At 69.0% G+C, this 22,891-nt stretch carries 21 protein-coding genes and 5 pseudogenes; 17 read left to right on the forward strand and 9 right to left on the reverse strand.

What is annotated here, in order from left to right; all coding sequences use genetic code 11:
• A pseudogene (locus AB0N17_RS38680) lies at positions 1-171 on the forward strand (DNA-directed RNA polymerase subunit alpha); the annotation flags it as partial.
• A gap of 160 nt (positions 172-331) precedes the next feature.
• Here the strand turns inward: AB0N17_RS38680 and AB0N17_RS38685 are convergent.
• Positions 332-652 carry a hypothetical protein gene (locus tag AB0N17_RS38685; protein ID WP_366016360.1) on the reverse strand — a complete coding sequence of 107 codons (321 nt, stop codon included), beginning with the start codon at positions 650-652 and terminating at the stop codon, positions 332-334.
• Positions 653-737: 85 nt separating this feature from the next.
• Here AB0N17_RS38685 and AB0N17_RS38690 point away from each other — a divergent pair, with 85 nt between their 5' ends.
• Together AB0N17_RS38690 and AB0N17_RS38695 are read left to right on the forward strand one after the other, a co-directional pair.
• Entirely contained in the window at positions 738-1,664 is a 927-nt protein-coding gene (locus AB0N17_RS38690) for a class I SAM-dependent methyltransferase (RefSeq protein ID WP_366016361.1), read from the forward strand.
• A gap of 185 nt (positions 1,665-1,849) precedes the next feature.
• Positions 1,850-2,497, forward strand: a complete 648-nt coding sequence (locus tag AB0N17_RS38695) for a dihydrofolate reductase family protein (RefSeq protein WP_366016362.1) — start codon at positions 1,850-1,852, stop codon at positions 2,495-2,497.
• Positions 2,498-2,573: 76 nt separating this feature from the next.
• On the opposite strand, the gene AB0N17_RS38700 is transcribed toward AB0N17_RS38695, so the two are convergent.
• Positions 2,574-3,500: a dihydrodipicolinate synthase family protein gene (locus AB0N17_RS38700; RefSeq protein WP_366016363.1), complete on the reverse strand. Its 927-nt coding sequence runs from the start codon at positions 3,498-3,500 to the stop codon at positions 2,574-2,576.
• Between the two features lie 71 nt (positions 3,501-3,571).
• Between AB0N17_RS38700 and AB0N17_RS38705 the strand changes: the two genes are divergently transcribed.
• Positions 3,572-4,525, forward strand: coding sequence for a LysR family transcriptional regulator (locus tag AB0N17_RS38705; RefSeq protein ID WP_366016364.1), 954 nt, complete (start codon positions 3,572-3,574; stop codon positions 4,523-4,525).
• 64 nt (positions 4,526-4,589) lie between these two features.
• On the opposite strand, the gene AB0N17_RS38710 is transcribed toward AB0N17_RS38705, so the two are convergent.
• On the reverse strand, positions 4,590-5,462 hold the full coding sequence (locus AB0N17_RS38710) for a helix-turn-helix transcriptional regulator (RefSeq protein ID WP_366016365.1): 873 nt from the start codon (positions 5,460-5,462) through the stop codon (positions 4,590-4,592).
• Between the two features lie 223 nt (positions 5,463-5,685).
• Between AB0N17_RS38710 and AB0N17_RS38715 the strand changes: the two genes are divergently transcribed.
• Positions 5,686-6,537 (forward strand): oxidoreductase, encoded by an 852-nt coding sequence (locus AB0N17_RS38715; RefSeq protein WP_366016366.1) that lies wholly within the window; start codon positions 5,686-5,688, stop codon positions 6,535-6,537.
• A gap of 132 nt (positions 6,538-6,669) precedes the next feature.
• Positions 6,670-7,227 carry a GNAT family N-acetyltransferase gene (locus AB0N17_RS38720; protein WP_366016367.1) on the forward strand — a complete coding sequence of 186 codons (558 nt, stop codon included), beginning with the start codon at positions 6,670-6,672 and terminating at the stop codon, positions 7,225-7,227.
• 175 nt (positions 7,228-7,402) lie between these two features.
• Here AB0N17_RS38720 and AB0N17_RS38725 read toward each other — a convergent pair whose 3' ends face one another.
• Positions 7,403-8,254: a LysR family transcriptional regulator gene (locus AB0N17_RS38725; RefSeq protein WP_366016368.1), complete on the reverse strand. Its 852-nt coding sequence runs from the start codon at positions 8,252-8,254 to the stop codon at positions 7,403-7,405.
• A 95-nt stretch (positions 8,255-8,349) separates the two neighbouring features.
• Between AB0N17_RS38725 and AB0N17_RS38730 the strand changes: the two genes are divergently transcribed.
• The 3 genes and pseudogenes from AB0N17_RS38730 to AB0N17_RS38740 all read left to right on the forward strand — a co-directional run.
• Positions 8,350-9,081, forward strand: coding sequence for an SDR family NAD(P)-dependent oxidoreductase (locus AB0N17_RS38730; RefSeq protein ID WP_366016369.1), 732 nt, complete (start codon positions 8,350-8,352; stop codon positions 9,079-9,081).
• 178 nt (positions 9,082-9,259) lie between these two features.
• Positions 9,260-9,456: pseudogene (locus tag AB0N17_RS38735) on the forward strand (IS982 family transposase); the annotation flags it as partial.
• A gap of 84 nt (positions 9,457-9,540) precedes the next feature.
• A pseudogene (locus AB0N17_RS38740) lies at positions 9,541-9,699 on the forward strand (IS5/IS1182 family transposase); the annotation flags it as partial.
• Positions 9,700-9,757: 58 nt separating this feature from the next.
• Here the strand turns inward: AB0N17_RS38740 and AB0N17_RS38745 are convergent.
• From AB0N17_RS38745 to cynR, 3 genes and pseudogenes are all read right to left on the reverse strand, one after another.
• Positions 9,758-10,426: a hypothetical protein gene (locus AB0N17_RS38745; RefSeq protein WP_366016370.1), complete on the reverse strand. Its 669-nt coding sequence runs from the start codon at positions 10,424-10,426 to the stop codon at positions 9,758-9,760.
• A gap of 160 nt (positions 10,427-10,586) precedes the next feature.
• Positions 10,587-10,721 carry a hypothetical protein gene (locus AB0N17_RS38750; protein ID WP_366016371.1) on the reverse strand — a complete coding sequence of 45 codons (135 nt, stop codon included), beginning with the start codon at positions 10,719-10,721 and terminating at the stop codon, positions 10,587-10,589.
• A gap of 302 nt (positions 10,722-11,023) precedes the next feature.
• Positions 11,024-11,972: pseudogene (gene cynR, locus AB0N17_RS38755) on the reverse strand (transcriptional regulator CynR).
• 125 nt (positions 11,973-12,097) lie between these two features.
• Here cynR and AB0N17_RS38760 point away from each other — a divergent pair.
• From AB0N17_RS38760 to AB0N17_RS38775, 4 genes and pseudogenes are all read left to right on the forward strand, one after another.
• Positions 12,098-12,685 carry a carbonic anhydrase gene (locus tag AB0N17_RS38760; protein WP_366016372.1) on the forward strand — a complete coding sequence of 196 codons (588 nt, stop codon included), beginning with the start codon at positions 12,098-12,100 and terminating at the stop codon, positions 12,683-12,685.
• Between the two features lie 165 nt (positions 12,686-12,850).
• Positions 12,851-13,321 (forward strand): cyanase, encoded by a 471-nt coding sequence (gene cynS, locus AB0N17_RS38765; RefSeq protein WP_366016373.1) that lies wholly within the window; start codon positions 12,851-12,853, stop codon positions 13,319-13,321.
• A 186-nt stretch (positions 13,322-13,507) separates the two neighbouring features.
• A pseudogene (locus tag AB0N17_RS38770) lies at positions 13,508-13,648 on the forward strand (nucleoside deaminase); the annotation flags it as partial.
• A 134-nt stretch (positions 13,649-13,782) separates the two neighbouring features.
• The gene (locus AB0N17_RS38775) at positions 13,783-14,970 is read left to right on the forward strand and encodes a sulfotransferase (RefSeq protein ID WP_366016374.1); all 1,188 of its coding nucleotides are present in this window, start codon (positions 13,783-13,785) and stop codon (positions 14,968-14,970) included.
• A gap of 211 nt (positions 14,971-15,181) precedes the next feature.
• Here the strand turns inward: AB0N17_RS38775 and AB0N17_RS38780 are convergent, their stop codons facing one another.
• Both AB0N17_RS38780 and AB0N17_RS38785 read right to left on the reverse strand, forming a co-directional pair.
• The gene (locus tag AB0N17_RS38780; protein WP_366016375.1) at positions 15,182-15,697 is read right to left on the reverse strand and encodes a GNAT family N-acetyltransferase; all 516 of its coding nucleotides are present in this window, start codon (positions 15,695-15,697) and stop codon (positions 15,182-15,184) included.
• A 215-nt stretch (positions 15,698-15,912) separates the two neighbouring features.
• Positions 15,913-17,073, reverse strand: a complete 1,161-nt coding sequence (locus AB0N17_RS38785) for a helix-turn-helix domain-containing protein (RefSeq protein WP_366016376.1) — start codon at positions 17,071-17,073, stop codon at positions 15,913-15,915.
• Between the two features lie 66 nt (positions 17,074-17,139).
• Here AB0N17_RS38785 and AB0N17_RS38790 point away from each other — a divergent pair, with 66 nt between their 5' ends.
• The 4 genes from AB0N17_RS38790 to AB0N17_RS38805 all read left to right on the forward strand — a co-directional run bounded on the left by AB0N17_RS38790 (position 17,140) and on the right by AB0N17_RS38805 (position 22,860).
• A complete protein-coding gene (locus AB0N17_RS38790; RefSeq protein WP_366016377.1) occupies positions 17,140-18,405 on the forward strand; it encodes an alkyl sulfatase dimerization domain-containing protein in 1,266 nt (421 codons plus the stop codon).
• A gap of 83 nt (positions 18,406-18,488) precedes the next feature.
• The gene (locus AB0N17_RS38795) at positions 18,489-19,610 is read left to right on the forward strand and encodes a Ca2+-dependent phosphoinositide-specific phospholipase C (protein WP_366016378.1); all 1,122 of its coding nucleotides are present in this window, start codon (positions 18,489-18,491) and stop codon (positions 19,608-19,610) included.
• Positions 19,611-19,621: 11 nt separating this feature from the next.
• Positions 19,622-20,557 carry a hypothetical protein gene (locus tag AB0N17_RS38800; protein WP_366016379.1) on the forward strand — a complete coding sequence of 312 codons (936 nt, stop codon included), beginning with the start codon at positions 19,622-19,624 and terminating at the stop codon, positions 20,555-20,557.
• A gap of 863 nt (positions 20,558-21,420) precedes the next feature.
• Positions 21,421-22,860, forward strand: coding sequence for a hypothetical protein (locus AB0N17_RS38805; protein WP_366016380.1), 1,440 nt, complete (start codon positions 21,421-21,423; stop codon positions 22,858-22,860).
• The last annotated feature ends 31 nt before the right edge of the window (positions 22,861-22,891 follow it).

Raw genomic sequence — 22,891 nt, forward strand, 5'->3', positions numbered from 1 at the left:
ATCCGCAACTTCGGTGCGAAGTCCATCGACGAGGTCAAGGCGAAGCTGGCCGGCATGGGCCTGGCCCTGAAGGACAGCCCGCCCGGATTCGACCCCGCAGCCGCTGCCGACGCCTTGGGCGCCGACGACGACAACGGCGGTACGGGTTTCATGGAGACCGAGCAGTACTGATGAACGCTGCAGAGGGTTGCGGGCGAGCCGGGAAGGCAAGGGCTTCAGCGACTGCTGACGATCGGTGACCCCACCCCCTGTGTGCAGCTAGCGGCCGCCCGGCTCCCGGCACCCTTGCCGGGCGGCAGCTATCGATCGGAGACGGCCAGAAGTAGCCCTCTCATTCGGTGGCGCGGGAGGCCGCTGATACGAGGATGGCCAGCTCGCGCAAGCGCTGGAAGTATCCGAGTTCTTGAGCTTCGGTGATCTCCAGCAGGACTCGATCCAGGTCCTTGATGCTGTCCTGCAGGATGCAGCTGCGCGCTGGGTCGAGGGTGCCGGCGTTGTTCAGCCAGGTGGAGACGCAGCCGGCCACGCTCGCGTCGAGCAGCACCATGTCGACGTCTGCCAGCTCTACGCCGCGCAAACCCGCCGGGAACACGGCACGGAGGTGTTCCTCCCAGAGTCTGGACGCGTTCTGCAACTGCTCTGCTCTGCTCATCCGGACCATACTGCAGCTCGAATTGGTCCGACTCACAGTGCCGTAACAGGCGTCCTCAGGACGTAGCAGCGCAGAATATGGCCTCATGAGCGAGAGTGGGCGCGCGGCGAGCCGGACGGCGGTGCTGGTCTGCCAGGGGCGGGCGGCTGCGCATGGGAGGGCTACAGGCCAGTTCGGGGACCCGGTGGCGGTGGGGCTGCTGCGCGACGCGGAACGTATGCCCGTGGACGCGGTGCGCGCGAATACTCCGCCTGCAGGCTGGCGGGAGCGCATGGTGTACGAGAGCGTGCGGGCGTGCGCCGAGGTGGTTGTGCCGCGGACCGTAGCGATTGATGAGGCGGTGCGCGCCCGGCTGACCGGGCAGCTCGTGATCCTCGGCGCCGGCCTCGATACGCGCGCATGGCGTCTGCCCGAGCTCGCGCAGACAGATGTGTGGGAGGTCGACCATCCGGCCTCCCAGCAAGACAAGCGCGCCCGCCTCGCCGCGGCCGCGCCCATGCTCCGAGGAACGGATGAGGGCGATCTCCTCGCCGCCGAGCTACCGGCCGTCGCCCGTACCGTGCGGTTCACGCCGGTCGACTTCGCCGTCGATGATCTCGGTGCGGCGTTGCATGCCGCCGGGCACGACCCATCCGCCCCGACGACATGGCTGTGGGAGGGCGTCGTCCCGTATCTCACACGAGACGAGGTGCGCGCCACGGTCGCCGCACTCGCCGCCCGGACGGTCCCAGGCAGTGCACTCGTCCTCAACTACCAGGCACCGTCGGCGAGGGCGGCCGCAGGGCGGCTGCTGACACGTGTGCTCGGCAGTTCCGTCACATCGGGCGAGCCGTGGCGCTCGTTGTGGAGGCCGCAGCAGATGGCTGCACTGCTCGCGGAGCACGGACTGCGGGTGGTGTCGGACGACAACCTCCTCGCCCTCGCACACACCCTCGGCAGCCCGGCACGCGGGAGGACCGCCCTGCAGTCAGGCCGCGTGGCCGTAGCGGAGAGCCACGAGCCACTGACGTGAGGATGTGAATCGGAGGTCGCCGGCCAAGAGGGCCGGGCTCGGCCACGTCCCCATGGTCGCGCAGGACCCGCAGACCCCTTCAGAAGAACTTTGGCGCCGCTGTCGATCCAGCCGCGTCCCGTTCGACATCCTGATGTAGGACGCATCGCCATGCGAGGAGGCGACAGGACCTGATGAGGGAACACATGGATCAGCTGCTGCGCGTACAGAACTTCACCATCTCGAGTGACGGCGTGGCCGCCGGCGAGGACCAGAGCCTGGAGCGGCCCTTCGGCCACAGCATCGATCCGGGGCGGCTCTTCGCCTGGGCCGGCGCCACGGCGAGCTGGCCCAACCGCACCGAGCCCGGGGGAAGCCGGGGACTCGACGACTACTTCGCCCGGGATTTCAGCCACAACATCGGCGCCGAGATCATGGGCCGCAACAAGTTCGGTCCCCAGCGCGGCCCGTGGCACGACCACGAGTGGCTCGGCTGGTGGGGTGACGAGCCGCCCTTCCACACGCCGGTGTTCGTCCTGACCCACCACAAGCGTCCGTCGTTCACGCTCTCCGACACCACGTTCCATTTCGTGGACGGCGACCCCGCCACCGTTCTCGCGCAGGCGCGGGAGGCCGCGGAGGACAAGGACGTCCGGCTCGGCGGCGGCGTGACCACCATCCGGGAGTTCCTCGACGCCGACCTCGTCGACACCATGCATGTAGTCGTTACACCCGTGAAGCTCGGCTCCGGGCTACGCCTCTGGGACCAGCCCGAAGAGCTGCTGGACCGGTTCCAGATGGAGGTGGTGCCCAGCCCGAGCGGCGTGAAGCACCACCTTTTCTGGCGCAAATGACAAGAAGAGGATTGTGCGCCGGAGGGACCGCCGCCAACTGAACAGTCACAGCACCGGCCAGGTAGGCGTGCCCGTGTCAGGCCGCGGCTTCTTGGTGGGCGTGGTGGGTCCGGACGGTGGCCAGGCCCGCCGCTCGCCGGACCGAATCCGCGGAGGCGGCCAGCAGTGGCAGTCGTACGGCCGGGCTGGGGATGCGGCCCTGGGCGTGCAACACGCCCTTGATCACGGTCGGGTTCGGCTCGGCGAAGAGCGCGGCGGACAGCCGGGCCAGCTCGGCTCCCAGTCTGCGGGCCGGTTCGGCGGCGCCGCGCCGCCACAGCGAGATCAGCTCGGTGTAGTCGGCGGTGCGGACATTGGCCGACGCCAGGATGCCGCCGTGGGCGCCGGCCGCGAGCAGCGGCGAGATGACGGCGTCATCGCCGCCGAGCACCGCGAAGCCCGGTGTCCGCGAGCCGAGCAGTTCCATCGCGGCTGCGTCGACAGCGCCCGTCGCGTACTTGACGCCGACGATCTCCGGTAGGCGCCCGAGCGCGTTCAGGGTTCCCGTGCCGAGGGGCTGCGCGGTGCGGTACGGGATGTCGTAGACGACCAGCGGCAGACCGCCGTGTTCGGCGAGTGCCGTGAAGTGTGCCAGCGTGCCCGCCTCGCCGGGCCGGGTGTAGGGCGGCGCGGGAACCAGTGCCGCGGCGACGTCACCGCTGTGAGCGAGCTCTCGCAGCGTCGTGATGGCGGCGGCGGTGTCGTTCGTGCCCACACCGACGATCAGCGGAGCTCCGTGTGCCTGGCAGGCGGCCGAGCAGATGCGGACCACGGCCTGCTTCTCCTCAGTGGTCAAGGTGGCCGCCTCCGCGGTGGTGCCCAGGGCAACGAGTCCGCGGGCTCCGCCGACTGAGAGCGCCTCATCGGCGAGCCTGGCGAGCGCGTCAGGGGCGAGGCGCAGGTCGTCGGTGAACGGGGTCACCAAGGGGACGAACAGGCCGGTGAGGGGTGCTTCGGGATTCATAGGCCCAGCCTGACCGACGCGGACCCAGTAGATCCAGTTCACATTTCTTCGCCTATGCGTAAGCTCATCTTATGCTTGATGTCCGACGTCTCCACCTGCTGCGTGAACTGGACCGACGCGGCACCATCGCGGCCGTGGCCGAGGCGCTGACCTTCACCGCCTCGGCCGTCTCCCAGCAGCTGAGCGTGCTTGAGCGCGAGGCGGGCGTGCCCTTGCTGGAACGGAGTGGCAGACGGGTGGTCCTCACGCCCGCCGGCCGCACCCTCGTCACCCACGCCGACGCGGTTCTCGAACGTCTCGAACTGGCGGTCTCCGAGCTGGCCGGGGCGCGCGAGGGCATCGGCGGGCCGCTGCGGATCGGGACGTTTCCCTCTGGCGGCCCCGCGATCGTGCCCGCCACGCTGGCCGAACTGGCCCGGCTGCACCCCGCGCTGGAACCGATGGTGCAGGAGATCGACTCGGCCCGGGTCTCTGACGGCCTGCGCGCCGGCGAACTCGACGTGGCTCTCGTCCACGACTACGACTTCGTACCCGCGTCACCGGACACCACGGTCGACCAGGTGCCCCTGTTGGAGGAGCCGATGTACCTGGCCACGGGCGGCCCCACCGGCAGCGCTCCCGCCACCGGTCCTGCCGCTCGCGACGACGCGCTGGCGGAGCTGCTGGGACCGTGGGCCGCATCCCCGTGGATCACGGCCCGGGACGGTACGACCGGTCACGCGATGGCCGTACGTGCCTGTCAGGCGGCCGGTTTCCAGCCGCGCATCCGCCACCAGGTCAATGACTTCCGCACGGTCCTGGCGCTGGCCGCCGTCGGACAAGGTGCCGGATTCGTGCCGGAAATGGCCACCGCACACGCCCCCGACGGCGTGGTCCTGACCCGGCTGCCCCTGTTCCGCCGCTCGAAGGTCGCCTGCCGCGCGGGCGGCGGGACCCACCCGGCGATCGCGGCATTCGTGTCGGCGGCGCGAACCGCCGCAGCCGGTCTGTCCTCCGTGGGGTGCAAGTCTGCCGCTGTTCCATGACGACCGTCCCGGCTCACGGGACGCAGGCGCTGTGGTCGACCGCTCCTCGTGGACCGGCGGGCGTCTAATGATCTGCGTGCTGCCCGTGCGAGGTCTCGGGCTGCCGTATCCACGCGGCCAGTAGCCGAAGCGCCTCTTCGGAGCCGGAGCCTGCCTCGGCGGTGTAGACACTCAGCCGCTGGTCCGGATCGGCGGGCAGGGTGAGGGACTCGTAATTGAGGGTGAGCGGGCCGACGATCGGGTGGTGGAAGTGTTTGCTGCCATGCGTGTGCCGATACACGTTCTGGTCGGCCCACCAGCCGCGGAAGTCCTCATCCGTGACCGAGAGTTCGCCGACGAGTTCGGCCAGCAGCGGATCGTGGGGATGGCGTCCGGCGTCTCGCCGGAGCGAAGCGACGATGTCGCGGGCGTGGGTCTCCCAGTGGGCATACAGCGAGCGGGCGGTCTCGTCGCAGAACATGAACCGCACCAGGTTCCGCTCACGGTGCGGCAGCGCGTCGAAGTCGGTGAGCAGCGCACGTGCCATCTGGTTGGACGCCAGTACGTCCAGTCGCCGCCCCAGCACAAGGGCGGGGGTGTGCTCGAGGACCCGGAGCAGGTCGCGCAGCCCCGGGCGGACCGGCTGCGGACGCGTCGCCGTGCGGCGGGGCCTGCCTGCGGCGGGCTTCGCGAGCTGGAACAGATGGGTGCGTTCGACTGGGTCGAGGCGCAGCGCGCGGGAGACGGCGTCCAGCACGGTCTCGGAGACGTTCAGCCGGCGTCCGCGTTCCAGGCGTACGTAGTAGTCGACGCTCACGCCCGCCAGTTGCGCGATTTCTTCGCGGCGTAGTCCTGGCACTCGCCGATGACCGCCGTCGTCGGTCAGGCCCGCCTGGCGCGGGGTGATCCGTGCCCGCCGAGAGCGGAGGAACTCACCGAGAGCTGTGTTGCGGTCCATGCCGTTCACGATAGGCCCCGACATGGCCCCGACGGCCCGCGAAAGGGGGACTGGCAGTCCCCCCGTCCGGCTGTCCCCCGGTCCGGCTGTCCCCGGGGCGAAGCGGACCCCCCGGAGGCCGATCAGCAGCCCATTCCGGTGCTGAAGTGGGACGTGTCGAGACCGACCGGGGCCCAACCCGCCTCCGGTCGGCCTCTGTTCGCATCGTACGAAGGGAACTCCTGTGTCGGACACCAAGACATTCCTGATCACCGGCGTCAGCACCGGCCTGGGCCGCGCACTCGCGCGGGCGGCGTTGGCCGCGGACCACCGGGTGGTGGGCACGGTGCGCACGCCCGCCGACGCACGGGCCTTCGAGGTGCTCGCCGGCGACGCGCACGCCCGCCTCCTGGACGTGACCGACCATGACGCGGTGGACTCGGTCGTGCACGAGACCGAGCGCGACCTGGGCCCGGTCGACGTGCTCGTCGCCAACGCCGGGTACGGCCATGACGGCCTCTTCGAGGAGTCGTCGATGGACGACCTCCGCCGCCAGTTCGAGGTGAACGTCTACGGAACCGTGGCGGTGATCAAGGCCGTGCTGCCGCACATGCGCAAGCGCCGCGCGGGTCACATCATCGCCGTCACCTCGATGGGCGGGCTGATCACCATGCCGGGCCTCAGCTTCTACCACGGCAGCAAGTTCGCGGTGGAGGGCATCCTCGAAACGCTCGGCAAGGAGGTCGCCGATTTCGGCATCCATGTCACCGCCGTCGAGCCGGGCAGTTTCCGGACCGACTGGGCCGGCCGCTCGATGATCCGCGCACCCCGTGTGATCGCCGACTACGACGAGCTGTTCGAGCCGCTGCGCGCCCGCCGCATCCAGGGGAGCGGGCGCCAGCCGGGCGACCCGGACAAGGCCGCGGCCGCCGTGCTGCGCGTCGTGGCGGCCGACCAGCCGCCTACCCGCCTGCTGCTCGGCACCGACGCGCTTCAGCTCGTCCAGGCCGGACGCGACGCCTTCGAGCGCGACATGCTGGCATGGGCCGAACTGTCGGCCTCCACCGACTTCGACGACGTCAGCCGGTCCGCCTGACGTCACTCGCCGTCGGGCCCTGTGCGGGGCCTCGACGGAGGCCGTCCTCACCAGGCTGGGCCGGTTAGGGGGTGTATCGAAGGCGCCCGGTGAGGATGGCGGCGAGGCCATTTCGTGATCCAGAATGATGGGATGGTCACGCTTGAGACTCCCCGTTTGATCCTGCGTCGTTGGCGCGAGGAAGACGTCGGGCCCATGGCTGCCATCAATGCCGACCCCGAGGTCATGCGGTGGATCCGTGACGGCAGCGTCCTTGACGAACAGCAGACACGCGGCCGGATCCAGGCATGGGAGAGCGAGTGGGAGTCACAGGGCTTCGGCCTCTTCGCCATGGAGGTCCGGTCCAGCGGCGAGCTGGCCGGGTTCACCGGCCTTTCGGTGCCCCACTTCTTGCCGGAGGTACTGCCGGCGGTTGAGGTCGGCTGGCGGCTGGGACGTTCCCACTGGGGGCAGGGCTTGGCCACCGAGGCCGCTGCGGCCGCTGTACGGTTCGGCTTCGAAGAGCGAGGGCTTGCCCGGATCGTCAGCATCACGCAAGTGGGCAACGACGCCGGCGAACGGATCACGACCAAACTGGGGATGCATCCGGTCCGTGAGACCGTCAATCCCACCGGCGGCAGGCGCGTACGGGTATTCGAGTTGTCGTCGGACCATTTCGTCCCAACCGCTCGTAGCGGACCGCGACTCTGACGTACCTGCTGGCCCCGGCTCGGTCTCTCTTGAGGCGTGTTCGATCCGGGCGACTCCTATTCGCCTCACGAGGTCCAGGCCGAAGCTGCAGAGGCGGACCACTGGATGAATGATGCGAAGGTGTGCGTGGTCGAGACAGATGCCACCTGGTGGAGCCAGGCCGGGCGGGTGGGAGCTACTGGAGACGTGTCGCCGTCCGGATGAGGTCGGCGACGGCTCTGGACCGGCTGTGCGGTGGCCAGGCGATCACGGTGGTGACTGTCGGCGCGTCCAGCACGGGCACGGCGGCGAGGTCATCGTGCAGTTGGGCTCGGCACGACTCCGGTGAGACCGCACAGGCACGGCCGAGCGCGACGAGCTGCAACAACTGCGCATGGTCGCGGACCTGCGGGCCGGGGCCGGGCGGGTAGGTGCCGTCGGGGCCGGGCCAGCGGGGGAGGGGCAGACCCGGTAGCTCGGTGATGTCGGCCATGTGCACATGGGCCCGGGCGGTGAGCGGATGCCCGGCCGGCAGGACCACAACCTGACTCTCCGTGCTGAGCTCTTCGGTGTGGAATCCGGCCGTCGAGTCGAACGGCCGGTGCAGCAGCGCCACGTCGGCCCGGCCCTCGCGCAGGAGTCCTTCCTGCTCGGCCGGACCGCACAGGATGACGTCGACGGGGACCGCGCCGGGTTCGGCGGCGTAGGCGGCGAGCAGTCTCGCCAGCAGTTCCCTGGACGCGCTGGCCTTCGTGACCAGGACCAGGCCGGGGCGGCCGGTCACGGAAAGGGCGGCGCGACGGGTCCGACGCTCGGCGGCCTCGACCGCGTCGAGAGCCGCCCGGCCCTCGACCAACAGCACGGAGCCGGCCTCGGTCAGCCTGACAGTGCGACTGGTCCGATCCAACAGCACTGCCCCGAGCCGGCGTTCGAGCCTCTGGATCGCCCGTGACAACGGTGGCTGTGCGATCCCGAGCCGCTGCGCGGCACGCCCGAAGTGCAGCTCTTCAGCGACAGCGACGAAATACCGCAGTTCCCGGGTCTCCATCCGGCCACGCTATCCCGGATCAATACCCTGACGGTATCGTCGCGCACTCGATCGGTCTTGGACCCCCGCCCAGGCCCGAAGGCAGCATCGTCCCCATGACTGAACGGACCATCGCGCTGGTCACCGGCGCGAACAAGGGAATTGGCTACGAGATCGCCGCAGGCCTGGGCGCCCTCGGCTGGAGCGTCGGCGTCGGCGCCCGCGACGACCGGCGCCGAAGCACCGCGGTGGAGAAACTGCGCGCCGCCGGCATCGACGCGTTCGCCGTACCGCTGGACGTGACCGACGACGCGAGTGCGACCGCCGCCGCACGGCTGATCGACGAACAGGCCGGACACCTCGACGTGCTCGTCAACAACGCCGCCATCGCAGGCGACATGCCCCAGGAGCCCACCCGGATCGACCCCGCCACCATCCACACGGTCGTGGACACCAACGTGATCGGCGTCATCCGCGTCACCAACGCGATGCTGCCGCTGCTGCGCCGCTCGGCCGCACCACGGATCGTGAACATGTCCAGCAGTGTCGGCTCCCTCACCCGGCAGTCAGGACCCGCCGCCGAGCAGACGGCAGGTCCGGTGTCCGCGGCGTACGCGCCGTCGAAGACGTTCCTGAACGCCGTCACCCTCCAGTACGCCCGGGAGCTGAGCGGGACGAACATCCTGATCAACACCGGCTGCCCCGGCTACGTCGCCACCGACCTCAACGGCTTCCGCGGCGTGCGCACCCCCGAACAGGGCGCGGCGATCGCCATCACACTCGCGACCCTGCCCGACGACGGCCCCACCGGACAGTTCTTCGACGACGCCGGCGTGGTGCCCTGGTGATGTGCACGGCGGCCATCACCCGCCAGGCTGATGCCGCTGCGCCCACGCATCTCGAACAGATCTGTGGTGGCCGTCCCTGCCAACGCTCCGGCACCCGGGGCGACGCCCCGCACCGCGCCAGTCACAGAAGGGCTCGCTGGAGCGCATGACATGAAGTGAGGGAGTCCAAAGGTCGGTTGTGACGCCAGACCTGGACTCCCTCGCGACCGCGCTCCAGGTGAAGACCGACGACCTGCTGAAGGAATCGCCGTACCTGGCGCCGTGGCGCCCGTCGTCGGGATCCCGCCCCGGCTCACGGATGCCGAGCTGGTCACCCTCGCGGTGATGCAGGCCCTGCTCGGCTCCACCTCCGAACGCCGCTGGATCCGCCACGCCCAGGCTTGCCTGCCCCTGGTGTCGGTATGTGCCCGTCAGGCCCTTGACCGGGTGCCGCTTCGACGGAGGACGCCGCTGTCATCTGCCGGCCGAGGCTACGACTTCGACAAGTACCGCCGCCTGTTGCGGAAGCGCGGCATCACGTCACTGATCGCCCGACGCGGCGTCGCCCACGGCTCCGGACCGGCCAAGGTGCGTTGGGTGGTCGAGCGCGTCTTCGCCTGTCTGCACCAGTTCAAACGGCAGATTGCTCCATGGGGCCACCAGCGTCTCCGCATGAAGTGAAGGCCATGCAGGACAGCTACCAGCCCAACAGAGGCTCGCCGAGGGCCAGGCCAGTGGCGGCGAGCCACTCGTCCTGCACATCCCGGTTCCTTGTCCCGACGGAGAGATAGACACCGTGCGTGCCCTGCGCCGGCTCGGCGCTCTGGGAGGTCCAGACGCTATTGAGGCAGAGCTGGACGCCGCACAGCTTGCTGGAGGGCAGTCCGCGCAGTGCGGCGTGCCAGCCCACGTCGAAGGACAGCGGGCCGACGTCCGCGACCAGCGCGTCGATGTCGGCTTCCCTGCAGTTCTCCTCCGAGCGGGAGAGTACGAGCGGTGGCCAGGTGTCCCGCCAGGGTTCCAGACATATGTCCGGGGGAAGCGGCCAAAGCCCCTCAAACTCGGGTTTCAGCTCGACCGGCACCTCGTAGGGACTCTCGCCACGCGGCACGCCCAGCGCGTGCAGTCGCTTCCAGAAGTCCTCCAGGCCCGTCTCCGGAAAGCGCCTACCGGCCCGTGTCATGAACCGGCCCTCGCGAAAGAACGTGAGCGCGTGAACGTATTGCTCCGCTGTGACGACCTGGCCGATCCAAGGGATGTCCGGGTCGTCCACCCATTCGGCGAGCTCTTTCAGAAGCTCCCGTGCGCGGCGCAGAGCGCTCTCCGCGTCCGGCAGCGGTTCCAAGACCTCGTACAGCAACGACATCCCCACGGGCGACCTCCGCGCGCAGCCTAACGGCAGCCGAGCAGCCGAATCACCCTGTTAACGCGACCGTCACCGTCAACCTCAACGTCGCGCGGAAGGTGCCGGGCCCCGTTCACTTCCGCCGCGTGGGATGGTCGTGCCCGTGCCGGAGACTGCTGTGTCACCGGGCCGGTGCGAAGGCCCGGCGAAGCGAGATCGCGTAAGCGGACCACATCTGCCACACGAGGCGCAGGACGAGCGCCTCAACGAGCGCAACGACGATCTTCGTTGCCACGGCTGCCAATATCTCGGCCATGTCGGCTGACTTTCTTTTCTCGGATACGAATCTCCGAAAACCGACAATGCAACCTTTTCCTGCTGCGTGGGTGCTTTATGGGCATACTTTCGATGGATCTCAGGTGAACATGCGGTGACGGAGGAAGAGCCGCGCGCATTGGCTGATGTCAGTGGACGGCAAGTCCCTGCGCGGTGCGGTGAAGGCGAGGTGCGCCGGCCCAAGCTCGCCAGTCCGGGGACGTCGCAGCCGATATGGCGCTTGCGAGCCGCGATTTTCTCGCCGGAATCGATGCCCCTGCTCACTGTGCGACGACAGGAGCGTCACAAAGCGTCAGCGTCAGCGTCAAGGGCAGGTGCTGCGCGACCGGGTGTGTACCCGCGGGTGCGGACGAGGTCGTGGGTGAGGGCGGTGAAGGCGCGGGTGACGGCGCTCTCGTAGGCGTCCGTGCGTCGCAGGAGGGTGACGGTGCGGGTCGGCAGGGGCGGGTCGAGGGGGACTGGGGTGAGACGGGGGTGGTCGTGGGTGATGGCGTCGGGCAGGACGGTGGCCAGGCCGGTGCGCTGCACGATCTCGGTGAGGGCCTGGATGGAGTTGGCCTCGACCGTGATGCGGGGGGGCGGTCCGGTGGTGGGTGAAGTAGGCGTCGATGTGACCGCGGGTGGCGAAGTCGCCGCTCAGCAAGGCGAGTCGCCGACCAGCGAGCTCTCTCACGGGTAGCGGGGAGGCCGGGCCGGCGGCGGGTTGACGGGTGCCGGTGACCAGGGTGAGCGTCTCGGTGAACAGGGCGGTCGCGGTGATGCCGGGAGGGCGGGGCCCGGCGAAGGCGATGCCGAGGTCGAGGTCGTCGGCGATCAGGGCCGCCTCGATGCGGTCCTGGGTCGTCTCCGTCAGGGTGAGGTCGACGCCGGGGTGGCGGGCGTGGAGCTCGGCTGTGAGCGGGCCGATCAGGTAGGCGGTGAAGGTCGGGGTGACACCCAGGCGCAGGTGCCCGCGGGAGAGGTCCTGCACGTCGTGGACGGCGCGTTCGGCGGCGGCCAGGTCGCGCAGTGCACGCCGGGCGTGTTCGGTGTAGACGGCACCGACGTCGGTGAGCCGTACCGTGCGGCCGGTACGGTCCAGCAGTTGCACGCCCAGGGTCCGTTCCAGCTGCTTGATCTGCTGGGAAAGTGTGGGCTGGGAGATGTGCAGGTCCTCGGCTGCGCGGGTGAAGCTGCCCTGTTCGGCCAAGGCGAGCAGATAGCGCAGGTGGCGCAGTTCGGGAACGGCCATGAGAGTAACTATAGATGAGAGCAATAGCTTCTATGGCTAACAGCTCTTGGACACTATAGGGCCAGGTCATGCATGGTGGATTTCGTCAGCCCGCAAGGGTCGATCACCACCTGGAGGGAGTGACCATGCCGGACCTCACCCTCGGCGTCGCACGTTTTCAGCGGGACGTCTTCCCGGCCAAAGCGGAGCTCTTCGCCCATCTGGCCACACAGCACGCGCCGCACACGCTGTTCATCAGCTGCTCCGACGCCCGCGTCGTCCCCGAGCTGTTCACCGGCACCGAGCCGGGCGAACTGTTCGTCATCCGTACCGCCGGCAACCTGGTGCCCGCCCACATCCCAGGGGCCGACGGGGTCGCGGCGAGCATCGAGTACGCCGTGGCCGCGCTGGGTGTGCGGGACATCGTCATCTGCGGTCACTCCGCGTGCGGCGCGATGACCGCCCTCGTCGAGGAGCACGACCTCAGCTCTGTCCCGGCGGTCGCCGACTGGCTGCGGCTCGCCGGCACCTCGGTGGCCCGTACCACCGCCGGCGGTGACGTTCCCGCCCTGGTACGGCAGAACGTGCTGGCCCAGCTGGCGAACCTGGCCACCCACCCGTCGGTCGCCAAGGCTCTGGCGGAGGAGAGGGTCGCCCTGCACGGCTGGGTCTTCGACATCGCAACCGGCCACGTCGAAGACCTCACCTCCACCGGCCCCGCTCTCGCGGCCTGACCAGCCAGGCCCGCGACCCCGCCCGCGTCAACCGGCCGGGAGCCCTCCCTACCCCCACCCGCCCGCCGTTCCATCCCACCCGCCCGCCATTCCACCCCCACCTCACCCCGCCCCACCCCCACCCGCCCTTCCCTGCGAAGTGGCCCCCGAAAGGACGTATTGATCATGGTGCAGGCACAGTTCGCGCCGACGGCTCGTGAGGCCCTGGCCGCCAAGGCTGTCGAGGCCAAGACCGTCAAGAATCTGTCCTGGAAGCAGATAGCGGAGGCCTCGGGCCTGTCCGTGGCCTTCACCACCGCTGCTGTCCTCGGCCAGCATCCGCTGCCGGAGAAGTCCGCCGAGGCCGTGGCGGACCTCCTCGGTCTTGATGACGACGCGGCGCTGCTGCTGCAGACCATCCCGGTCCGCGGTTCGATGCCGAACCGGATCCCGACCGACCCGACCATGTACCGCTTCTACGAGATGCTGCAGGTCTACGGTACGACCCTCAAGGCCCTGGTCCACGAGGAGTTCGGCGACGGCATCATCTCCGCGATCAACTTCAAGCTCGACGTGAAGAAGGTCGCGGACCCCGAGGGCGGCGAGCGCGCCGTCATCACCCTGGATGGCAAGTACCTGCCGACCAAGCCCTTCTGATCCCCGGCGCCAATACCGCGCCAGGGGCAGACGGCAACGGGGCGGGCCGAAAGATCAGCCCTCCGGCGCCCACGTCGAGCACGCTGCTGCACACCGCGTGGCCCGCCCCACCTCCTGCCGAACCCGTGAAGCCGCGCGCCGGCGGCCTCGCACTCCGTTCCGCCTTTGGAGGCTCTCTGATGGCTGATGGACTTCGTCCAGCGCACCATCCACATCGCCCGCCAGAACGTAGCCGAGGGCGGCCGCCCGTTCGCGACCGTCATCGTCAAGGACGGCGAGATCCTCGCCGACAGCCCCGACAAGGTCGCCCAGACCAGTGACCACACGGTCGACCCGGCCGCCACGCTGACCGGACCCGTGCCCCACTACTTGTGCTCAACTGACCTGTTTCGACGGTCATTTCCGAGCGGAGCGCGAGGTAGTTTCCGTCTCCCCGCCGTCCGCAGAAGGGACTCTCCCTCGTGTCCTCCGGCCCTCTTTCCCTCACGCTGGCCGATCTGCTGCTCCGGCTGGACTTCCGTTCCCGCCGTACGCCGGACCGGGCGTTCGACCGGCTGCTCGCCGAGGCCGGGTACGGCGAAGGCGATGAACGATTCGCCGACGACTTCCGTACCGTGCTGCGCTGGTGGGCCGGCGCGGAGGGCCTCACCCCAGTGGGCTGGGTGTCCGCCCGCAGGCATGTGGCGCGGCATCTGGCCAACCGGGCCCGGATACGGCGGCTGATGGCCGAGCACCCGCAGATCGCGGCGGAACCGGTCGAGCGCCCGGTGTTCGTCGTGGGTCTGCCGCGCACCGCCACCACGCTCACCCACGGGGTGCTGTCGCTGTCCGTGGAGCACCGCTGTCCACTGCTCTGGGAGTTGCTCACCCCCGATCTCGATACAGGCCCGGACGGGCGGGCGAAGGCGATGAGGACGGCCCGGACGCTGACCGGCTCGATCAGCCGTTTCTCGCCGCGCTTCCGAGACATCCACCCGCTGCGGCCGGAAGGCCCGGAGGAGTGTACGTTCGCGCTGCCGCACACCGTGATGCCCCTGTCGCAGGCACGCATCCCGCAGTACCTGGCATGGCACGACGGTCGGGACTTCGTGCCCGACTACGGCCATCTCAAGCAGGTGTACCAAGTGCTTCAGTACGGTCGCCCCCGCCGCCGCTGGGTGCTGAAGTCCCCCCTGCACCTGGAGAACCTGGACGCGCTGCGGGTGGTCTTCCCGGACGCCACGATCGTGTGGACGCACCGCGACCCGGCCGTAGCGACCGCGTCGTTCTGCAGCCTTGTCGAGCACGGTATGGGGGTGAGCACCCGTCCCGTGGACCTGCGCGGCATCGGCGCGACCTGGCTGGAACTGCTGAGCCGCTCCGTGTCCCGCGGACTCGCCGCCCGTCCGGCGGTCCCCCCGGAGTCGCTGGTCGACGTCCCCTACTCCTGGCTCGGCGACGATCCGGCCGCGGGCGCGCCGAAGCTCTACGCGGCTGTCGGCGCCCACTGGACGGAACCCGACGCGGCCCGCCTCCCCGACATCGCCGCCCGCCCCCACGGCAGCCGCCCGCACCGATACGACCTGGCCCGCTACGGCCTCACCCACGACGACGTGGAGTCGGCGTTCGCGGACTACAACGCCTTGCGCGCGGAGGTCGACAGGTCCTGACGGTAGCGCCCGTTCAGCCAAGCCGCCGGCGAACGTTTCCGGAGGACCGGGCGTGCCCTGAGGCCGACGACTCCACGGTGGGCCACGCGTCTTCACCAGCGTCGCCGACGTCCGGCCGCATAGGGGAAGAAGGTCGAGTCCGGCGCAGGCCAGGGCGCGTCCGAGGCGTAGGGAGCCGCCTCGGAGAAGAGCGAAGGCGACTGCCGACGTCCTAGAGAGGGATGCGGAGGTCGAGCACGGACCCGTTGGCTCCGACGGGCCTCGCGTCCAGTTTCTCCAGGACGTGCAGCATCGGCTTGTTGGTCGCCGCCACCGCGGCGGCCAGCGCGTGGTGTCCCTCGCGGCGGGCGACGGCCGCCGCATGTTCGGCCAGCGCGGCGCCGAGCCCCCTGGCCTGCCATGCGTCGTCGACCAGGATCGCGAGTTCCCCCACCCCTTGTTGATCGGTGCGCATGACGTTCGTCATGGCGATGATGTGGTCCGTGCGCCCGGCTGGGGCGGTCACCAGCGTGGTGCCGCGCTCCGGGCTGGACAACTGGCGCCATTCGGCGGGTGAGAGCCCGGACTTGCCCGCGTGATATCGCAGTGATCGGCTGCCCTGCGAGCAACGGCGGTGCAGTTCCTGGACCGGAACCAGGTCGACGAGGGCTGCCTCCCTGGTCCGGGTGGCGGTTCCATCGTTCAGCGTGATCGAGTGCGCGTCGTCTCGACGGCCGGCGTCGGGCATCGACGTTCTCCTCACATGGCGATCTTGACTGCTGTGCCGCGGGTTCCGGGCCGCAAGCGCGGCCTTGCCACCGCAGCAGTCTTCTGATGGCTTCGGGCCGGCTCAAGAGCACTTCGCGCCATCCAAGTCGCGTTGCGCATCCGTTCAACTACGGAGCGGAGTGGAGATCTGAAAGGGATTTGGTCGTAGCCGACGGAGATCCGGGGGGGGGGAGGTCAACGGTGATCCCGGTCGGCCATCCGGTGCAAGGTCAACGCAGCGCCCAGGAGTTGCACGCCGCGGGCGGTGCGCGGGTCGACGCCGGTCAACTTCGCCACGCGAACCAAACGGTTGTCGACCGTATTGGGGTGCACGTCAAGTGCTTGGGCCGTACGGCGCCGGTCGAAGTCGCAGTCGAGGAAGGCCGCCACGGTCGCGGCCAGGCAGGGTTGGCGGGCCAACGGTTCCAGCAGGGCGCCCAGTTCGGGTGCGCTGTCCGCGGCTGCCGCCACATGGTATTCGAGCAGCACGTCCTGCAATCGGTGCAGCCCCGGTGTGTCTGCGACGGCTGCGATGCGGCGTGCTCGTTCCGCTGCTGCCGGAACCCCGTCCACCGAGTCCGCGGTGGCGGCGCCCACGACCGGCGGTGTCGGGGGACGGGAGGAGAGTCGGTCGGCCACGGCGTCGAGTGGGGTCCGGGGGGGCAACAGGATCCAGCCACCGCATTCCTCCGGCAAGCCGAGAACGTGGCCCTCGGCCAGTGGCACGAGCCGGGCGAGCGCCCAACGCAGTAACCTGCGTGCCGCCACCGGGGTCGATGGCTCGGGGGCCCGCACGCTGAGCACCAGGTAGCCGGATTCCATGGACAGCCCGCAGCGGGCGGCGACCTCGGCGGGCCCGTCACCGTGTATCAGCGCACGGGCCAGCTCCCGTGCCGACCCCTGCTGGTCGGCCAGTCCCGTGAGGTAGGCCTCGGTGACGTTCTCGACGACGGCCTGGAGTGCTTTGAGCTGCATCCGGGTCAAGGACTGCAGTGCCGCTTCCTCGCCTGGACGGGCCAACTCGCTCACCGCGTCCAGCAGTACCTCGGCGCCGACGTGGTATCCCCTGAGCAACTGCACCAGGGGCAGGCCTTCCTCCGCGCGCTCGGCGGCGCGTTCCCGGAACAACCCGATGTCGATGTCCGGCAGGCCTTGCACATGGTGGAGGAACCCTCGTATCGCGTGGCGGGCCGTTGCCGCGATCTCCACGTCCCGCATCTCCTCAGGCAGGAGATCGAAGCCGGGCACCTCGGCGCGCTGGCGTTCCACGATGGCCCTGGCCAGGTGGTTGACCCGCGGTGCGAGGCGTGCGGCCAGCCGCATGGCACCGTCCCGCCCGGCGTCTGGTTGTGACATGTCACAACACTAGGCAGTCGCCGGTGGTCTCGCGGCCGATTGCCGCGTGCTCGGGTTCACGGTGGCATGAGCGTCATGCGCTTCTCCCTCACCGACTACGCGGACCAGGTCTGGCACGGCGCCGTCGACGACAGCATCGTCCATGCCGGGCGAGCGGGCTCAGGCGTCATCGAGGTGGTCGACGGCGTGGGGTGGTACCCCGGCTTCGGCAACGTCATCACCTTCCGTACGGGCGACGAGATCATCCTGTTCGACACCGGCAACCCGCTGGCCGCCGGCAGCCTCCACCAGGCCGTTCGTGCGTGGAGCACGCTACCGGTGACCACCGCCGTCTTCTCCCACGGTCACATCGACCATGTCTTCGGGATGGGTCCCTTCGACGCGGAGGACGCTCCACGCCCGACTGTGCTCGCCCACGAACGGATCGGGGAAAGGTTCGACCGCTACCTGCTGACAAGCGGCTACAACACGGTCATCAATCAACGGCAGTTCCAGGCACCGGACCTGACCTGGCCGACCCGGTACCGCAGGCCCGACCTGACGTATCGCGAGGCGCTCACCCTGACGCGCGGCGAGCTGACTTTCGAGCTGTTCCACGTGGAGGGTGAGACCGACGACGCGACCGTCGCCTGGATCCCCGAACACCGCATCCTGTGCCCCGGAGACATGTTCATCTGGTTGAGCCCCAACTGCGGCAACCCGCAGAAGGTGCAGCGCTACCCACGCGAGTGGGCGCTCGCACTGCGTCGCATGGCTGCCCTGGGTGCGCAGATCATGCTGCCCTCGCACGGAGCACCGGTCTTCGGGGCCGACCGGATCCGCCAGGCACTCACCGAGACCGCGGAGTGGCTGGAGAGTCTGGTCCAGCAGACGCTGGACGGACTCAACTCCGGTGCCCGGCTCGACGATCTGATCCACTCGGTGCGTCCGCCCGCCCATCTGGCCGACCGCGTCTACCTGCAAGCCAAGTACGACGAACCCGAGTTCATCGTGGCCAACCTGTGGCGGCGCTATGCCGGGTGGTACGACGGCAACCCCGCGCACCTCAAACCGGCCCCCGAGGGCAGACTCGCGGCCGCGCTGGCGGACCTCGCGGGCGGTGCCGTCGCGCTGTCGGATGCAGCTCGGCGCTACGCCGACGCGGGCGAGCTGCGGATCGCCGGGCACCTCGCGGAGTTCGCCGTACAGGCCGACCCCGACGACGCCACGCTGCACGACGTCCGCGCGGACATCAACCAGGCACGTGCCGAGTCCGAGTCCTCCCTGATGGCCCGGTCCATCTTCACCTGGGCCGCCACGGAGTCACGAGAACGGTGCGCCGACACGACCTGACCCGTGCACGGCCGACCGCAGGGTGATTCCGCCTCGTCGCCGGGTCACACCGGCGACGACTCTCTCAAACGCAAGGAGCCCCGATGCCCTTCGACCGAGCAAAGGCCCGTCCATGGCGCCCCAGGGCCTGCGCCCTCGCCACCACCGTACTGATCGGCCTGGCCTCGCCCTGGCTCTCCGCCACGCCCGGCCACACCGCCACGATCGCCGAACCCACCGGAGACGCATCGATCCCCGGCAGCGTCCCCTTGGACCAGATCTCCGTTTCCGGACTGCACAACGCCTACGACAAGAGCAAGTCCAAGTCGATCACCAGGGGACTCGACCTCGGAGCACACCTCCTGGAGATCGACGCATACAGCACCTTCGGCACTTCCGGAGGATGGGTCGTCAGCCATTCCGATCCCCTGATCAACGAAAACAACTGCACCTACACCACCGGATCAGGCGTATTCAAGACCACGTGGCAGAACGGCAGCCTCAGAACCTGCCTCGACGACCTCAGGGCCTGGAGCGACGCACATCCCGGTCACGACCCCGTCTACATCAAACTCGAACTCAAATGGGGCTTTCGCTCCAACGCGGACATGGGGCCGACGCAGTTGGATCAGCTGGTGGCCAAACACCTCGGTTCCGAAAACCTCTTCACACCCGCAGACATGCTCGGATCCACCTACCCGACTCTCGACGCCGCGGCGAAGGGCGGAGCTTGGCCCACCTGGAACGGGCTCCGAGGTAAGTTCATCGTCTTCCCGATCACCGGCACCATAGAGAACAAGCTCGCAGGCTACAAGTTGGACAACCTCTCCACCGAACAGGAATACGCCCAGCATCTGGCCGACCTTTCGGCAGCCGGTCGGCTCGAAGAGGCCTCGATGTGGCCCGCCATGACCAAACCGAGTCCGAACGGCGACCCCCGCCTCGCTTATGCGGCCGCCCTGCGTCCCTGGTTCGTCATCTTCGACACCCAGGCCACCCACTGGCTCAACGATGGATACGCCATGTCGTGGTATTGCCGCAACCACTACCTCACTGTCGAAAGCTCGGCGGAAAGTGTCGCCCCCGCACTCGACGAAACCAACCCCGACCCCACCGCCGCAGTCCAACGCGTCCAGTACCTGGCCGAGCAGGGCCACTCCAGCGCTACCACCTTCGACTGGATGAACACACCTGGCGCATACACCCTCTGGCCCCGGAACTGCTGACAGGTCAGGACATGACGATGATCTCCGATCAATGGCAGGGTCGGACGACGGACGGCGATCGGCATGAAACAAGCCGCCGCAACGCGCGCTCCGTACAGACCACCGTCGGATGGATCTTCTGGGATCCCGGAGCAGTGGCGCGGTACGAGGCGCGCGGCCTCCCGGGCCCGCTCGGATACATCGCTTCCCGAGGCGCGCCCCTCGCGCCTGCCGGGCCGGAAGCACTGACGGCCGCGTTCGGCTCCATCAGCTCCGCAGGCATCGCCCTCACCTTTGATCTCTTGAAAGGGAACGCGGTGGCTTTCCGTGAATTGTGGAAGGCGCGGGACGAGGCCGTCGACGAGGGGCTGCGTCGGTATGCGCCCGGCATCGTGGACCCGCTGGTCGAGATGGGGCCGGCCCTGTGGTCCGCCGTCGACCGCCTCCCGAGGCTCGGCCGGGTGCTGTTCGGTGCGACTCTGTCCATGCCTCGTCCACGGAACCCTCTGCTGTCAGGCTGGCACGCCGTGAACGCGATCCGGGAATGGCGGGGCGATACGCATTGGGCGTTCGTGGCCGCGGCCGGGCTGACCTCCGCGGAAGCGTCGATCGTTCACAACGAGTGGCTGGGATATGAGGACGACTGGCTGAGCAAATCCCGGGGTCAGTCCGAGCAGGAGATCGCCGAAGGCTGGAACATGCTGTCACGGAAGGGATTCGCAGCGGAGCGCAGACTCCTTCCTGCGGCTCTGCGACTGCGTCAGAAGCTGGAGGATCTGACGGACGAGCTGACAGCCCTGCCGTGGCAGTTGCTCGGCCGGGATTTCTCCACGAGGTTCGCGGAGCGCCTCGAACCCCCGTGTGAACTACTGCTCGCACGCGTGGACGAGACCGCGGGGCCGAAATACCAGCCTGCTTCGCGAGTACGAGAGCGCTACCGCGACCCTGAGGAGAGCGCCGGCAGCTGACTTTCCGCGCGGGGAGGCCGGTGGCCCGACTGGCGACGCACAGCTTTCGCTCATGGCGATGAAGACGGGGAGCGGCCTGGCGGCACCCACCCATGGCGACGATCAGTGCGGAGTCACCTTCGCGAGGCCCCTCCCCGGGGAGGAACGAGGCAGCGTAGCCTGCCTCTTCGCTCGCCAGGCGTTCGGCGTCACAAGGCTCACCGCCACCTACCGTGCGCCGCTGTTCCGCAAGCCGGCGTCACTCCCATACGGACCGTCGAGGAGCAGGTGACGGTCCTGGCCGGTCCCTTCGATCAGGCGGGCGGCGTAGGAGAGGCCCTATTGTGAGCCCTCAAGGGCCGCTGCGATGCGCAGAGTTGATGTTAGTGTCCAGTGCTCTGCGGTCCGGCACCGCAGCGAGGGGGAGTAGACGGCCACATGCGTGGGGAGACGCATGCCGTCCTGGCCATTGCTGCGCGCAACCACGCACCCGGGTGCTGCCCTCTGGGCGACGCAGGGGATGACACATCGAGGTACGGGCACGGCCCGGGAGGAGGACACCTGTGAATCGAACCGGGCGTCAGCGCGGCCGGCTTGCCCTTCTGCTGGCCGGCGCGATCATGGCAGCGCTTCCTGCGACAGCGGCCGCCGACGAAACCCCCGTCAACCCAGCACTGCCGACGCCTGCGTTGCCGGCCGACGCGGCCTGCGGGAGCGACAGCAGCCCGACCTGGTGGGCGGTGTCCAGTCCACCTCCCGCAGGAATGACCGTCTCCATCGGTGTACCGCGGCCCACGGTGAACGGGGTGACCTATCAAGGAGTCGTCCACGCGTGGGACGTGAACGGTTCGCAGGCGGCCGACGGGTCCGTCTCCGGGACGCCGGTGCTCTACCAGTCCGTGTATGTCCCGCTGCCCCTGGCAGACGGGCACGCCTATGGATGGCACGCGTCGACGTACGACGGGACGGCGTACTCGAACCCGACCGCGTCCTGCTACTTCCGGGTCGACGGGGGCGCCCCCATCGCCCCGGTCATCACGAACCCGGACTTCCCCCCGGCAGGAACCTCGGGAGCGCCCACGAAGGCCGCCGGGCAGCCCACCACCTTCAGCTTCAGCTCCGCCGGTGATTCCCTGCCGAACGGATGCGTCCAGGTGGGGGCTCCGGACTGCTGGGCCAGCGGTTTGGATCACTTCGTGTACGCCCTTGACCAACAGCCCGGCATCGGGGCCGCGCAGGTCCCCACCGACGCCGAGGGCAAGGGAACCCTCACGACCTCGCTGCCCTGGGGAAACCACACCCTCTACGTTGCCGCGGTCGACGCGGCGGGGAACCGCACGCAGCAGCCAACTGCCTACACGTTCACCGTGCCGTGGCAGCTTCCGGCGCCGGCCCCGACCAGCATTGACCTCACCGCCCCTGCGAAAGGCGGCCGCGCCTCCCAACTGACCGTGTCCGGCCGGATATCGGCGGCACCGTACCCATCGGGTGAGGTGGTGAAGGTGGTGAAGACCGATCTTGCCCATCCCGCCGGCGTCACGCTGTCCGATGCGCCACTGTCCGCTGACGGCACCTTCCACATCGCCGACGTCCCGCAGGTCGGGGGAGCCAACACCTACACCGCGACCTACCCGGGTGACTCCACCCACCAGCCCGCCAACGCCTCCACGACCGTCCAGGTCTCCCGCAACACGACCACCCTGACCGTCAACACCAACACGTCCTCATACGCCTACGGTGCGACCGCGAAGGTGACGGCCCACCTCGGCAAGACGTACAACGGGCGCACGCTCTCCATCTACGCCGAGCCATACCACGGTAAGAAGACGCTGGTCAGGACCGGCACAGTCGACAGCCACGGCAACCTGACGACAAGCTACAAGATCACAGGCAAAACGACCTTCACCGCAACTTTCGCCGGCGACTACCGCTACGCCGCAGCCACCGCAGTCCGGACCGTGTCGGCTTACGCCCGGGTATCCGAGTCACTGAGCGGCTACTACACAAGCACTCACTACGGCAGCGTCATCTACCGGGTCTATCACCACACCGCCAAGGCACAGCTGAAGGCCACGGTCACGCCCACCAAGGCCGGCCAATGCGTGCGATTCCAGACCCAGCGCTATTACGGCGGCACCTGGCACACTCAGAGCACTTCGGCATGCCACACGCTCAGCACGGGCAGTACCGGCTCCGCGACTTTGGGGCTGGACAAGGCGGTCAACAACAAGTTGCGAATGCGCGCCGAGTACGTCCACAGCGACAAGGACGCCGGCAACCTCAACACATGGGGAGCATGGGAGTACTTCACCGTCAGGCAGTAACGGATGACCGTACCTGGCGTCGACTTCACCC

It is taken from the genome of Streptomyces sp. NPDC051133 (assembly GCF_040682635.1).
Taxonomy (GTDB): Bacteria; Actinomycetota; Actinomycetes; order Streptomycetales; family Streptomycetaceae; genus Streptomyces.

Bases quoted from the DNA above. Each gene is read 5' to 3' on its own strand.
- AB0N17_RS38710 (WP_366016365.1), bottom strand. From the start codon at position 5,462: ATGGACCGCAACACAGCTCTCGGTGAGTTCCTCCGCTCTCGGCGGGCA.
- AB0N17_RS38725 (WP_366016368.1), bottom strand. From the start codon at position 8,254: ATGGAGACCCGGGAACTGCGGTATTTCGTCGCTGTCGCTGAAGAGCTG.
- AB0N17_RS38790 (WP_366016377.1), top strand. From the start codon at position 17,140: ATGAGCGTCATGCGCTTCTCCCTCACCGACTACGCGGACCAGGTCTGG.
- AB0N17_RS38795 (WP_366016378.1), top strand. From the start codon at position 18,489: ATGCCCTTCGACCGAGCAAAGGCCCGTCCATGGCGCCCCAGGGCCTGC.
- AB0N17_RS38695 (WP_366016362.1), top strand. From the start codon at position 1,850: ATGGATCAGCTGCTGCGCGTACAGAACTTCACCATCTCGAGTGACGGC.
- AB0N17_RS38705 (WP_366016364.1), top strand. From the start codon at position 3,572: ATGCTTGATGTCCGACGTCTCCACCTGCTGCGTGAACTGGACCGACGC.
- AB0N17_RS38730 (WP_366016369.1), top strand. From the start codon at position 8,350: ATGACTGAACGGACCATCGCGCTGGTCACCGGCGCGAACAAGGGAATT.
- cynS (WP_366016373.1), top strand. From the start codon at position 12,851: ATGGTGCAGGCACAGTTCGCGCCGACGGCTCGTGAGGCCCTGGCCGCC.
- AB0N17_RS38745 (WP_366016370.1), bottom strand. From the start codon at position 10,426: ATGTCGTTGCTGTACGAGGTCTTGGAACCGCTGCCGGACGCGGAGAGC.
- AB0N17_RS38760 (WP_366016372.1), top strand. From the start codon at position 12,098: ATGCCGGACCTCACCCTCGGCGTCGCACGTTTTCAGCGGGACGTCTTC.
- AB0N17_RS38800 (WP_366016379.1), top strand. From the start codon at position 19,622: ATGACGATGATCTCCGATCAATGGCAGGGTCGGACGACGGACGGCGAT.
- AB0N17_RS38785 (WP_366016376.1), bottom strand. From the start codon at position 17,073: ATGTCACAACCAGACGCCGGGCGGGACGGTGCCATGCGGCTGGCCGCA.
- AB0N17_RS38690 (WP_366016361.1), top strand. From the start codon at position 738: ATGAGCGAGAGTGGGCGCGCGGCGAGCCGGACGGCGGTGCTGGTCTGC.
- AB0N17_RS38750 (WP_366016371.1), bottom strand. From the start codon at position 10,721: ATGGCCGAGATATTGGCAGCCGTGGCAACGAAGATCGTCGTTGCGCTC.
- AB0N17_RS38780 (WP_366016375.1), bottom strand. From the start codon at position 15,697: ATGCCCGACGCCGGCCGTCGAGACGACGCGCACTCGATCACGCTGAAC.
- AB0N17_RS38685 (WP_366016360.1), bottom strand. From the start codon at position 652: ATGAGCAGAGCAGAGCAGTTGCAGAACGCGTCCAGACTCTGGGAGGAA.
- AB0N17_RS38720 (WP_366016367.1), top strand. From the start codon at position 6,670: ATGGTCACGCTTGAGACTCCCCGTTTGATCCTGCGTCGTTGGCGCGAG.
- AB0N17_RS38700 (WP_366016363.1), bottom strand. From the start codon at position 3,500: ATGAATCCCGAAGCACCCCTCACCGGCCTGTTCGTCCCCTTGGTGACC.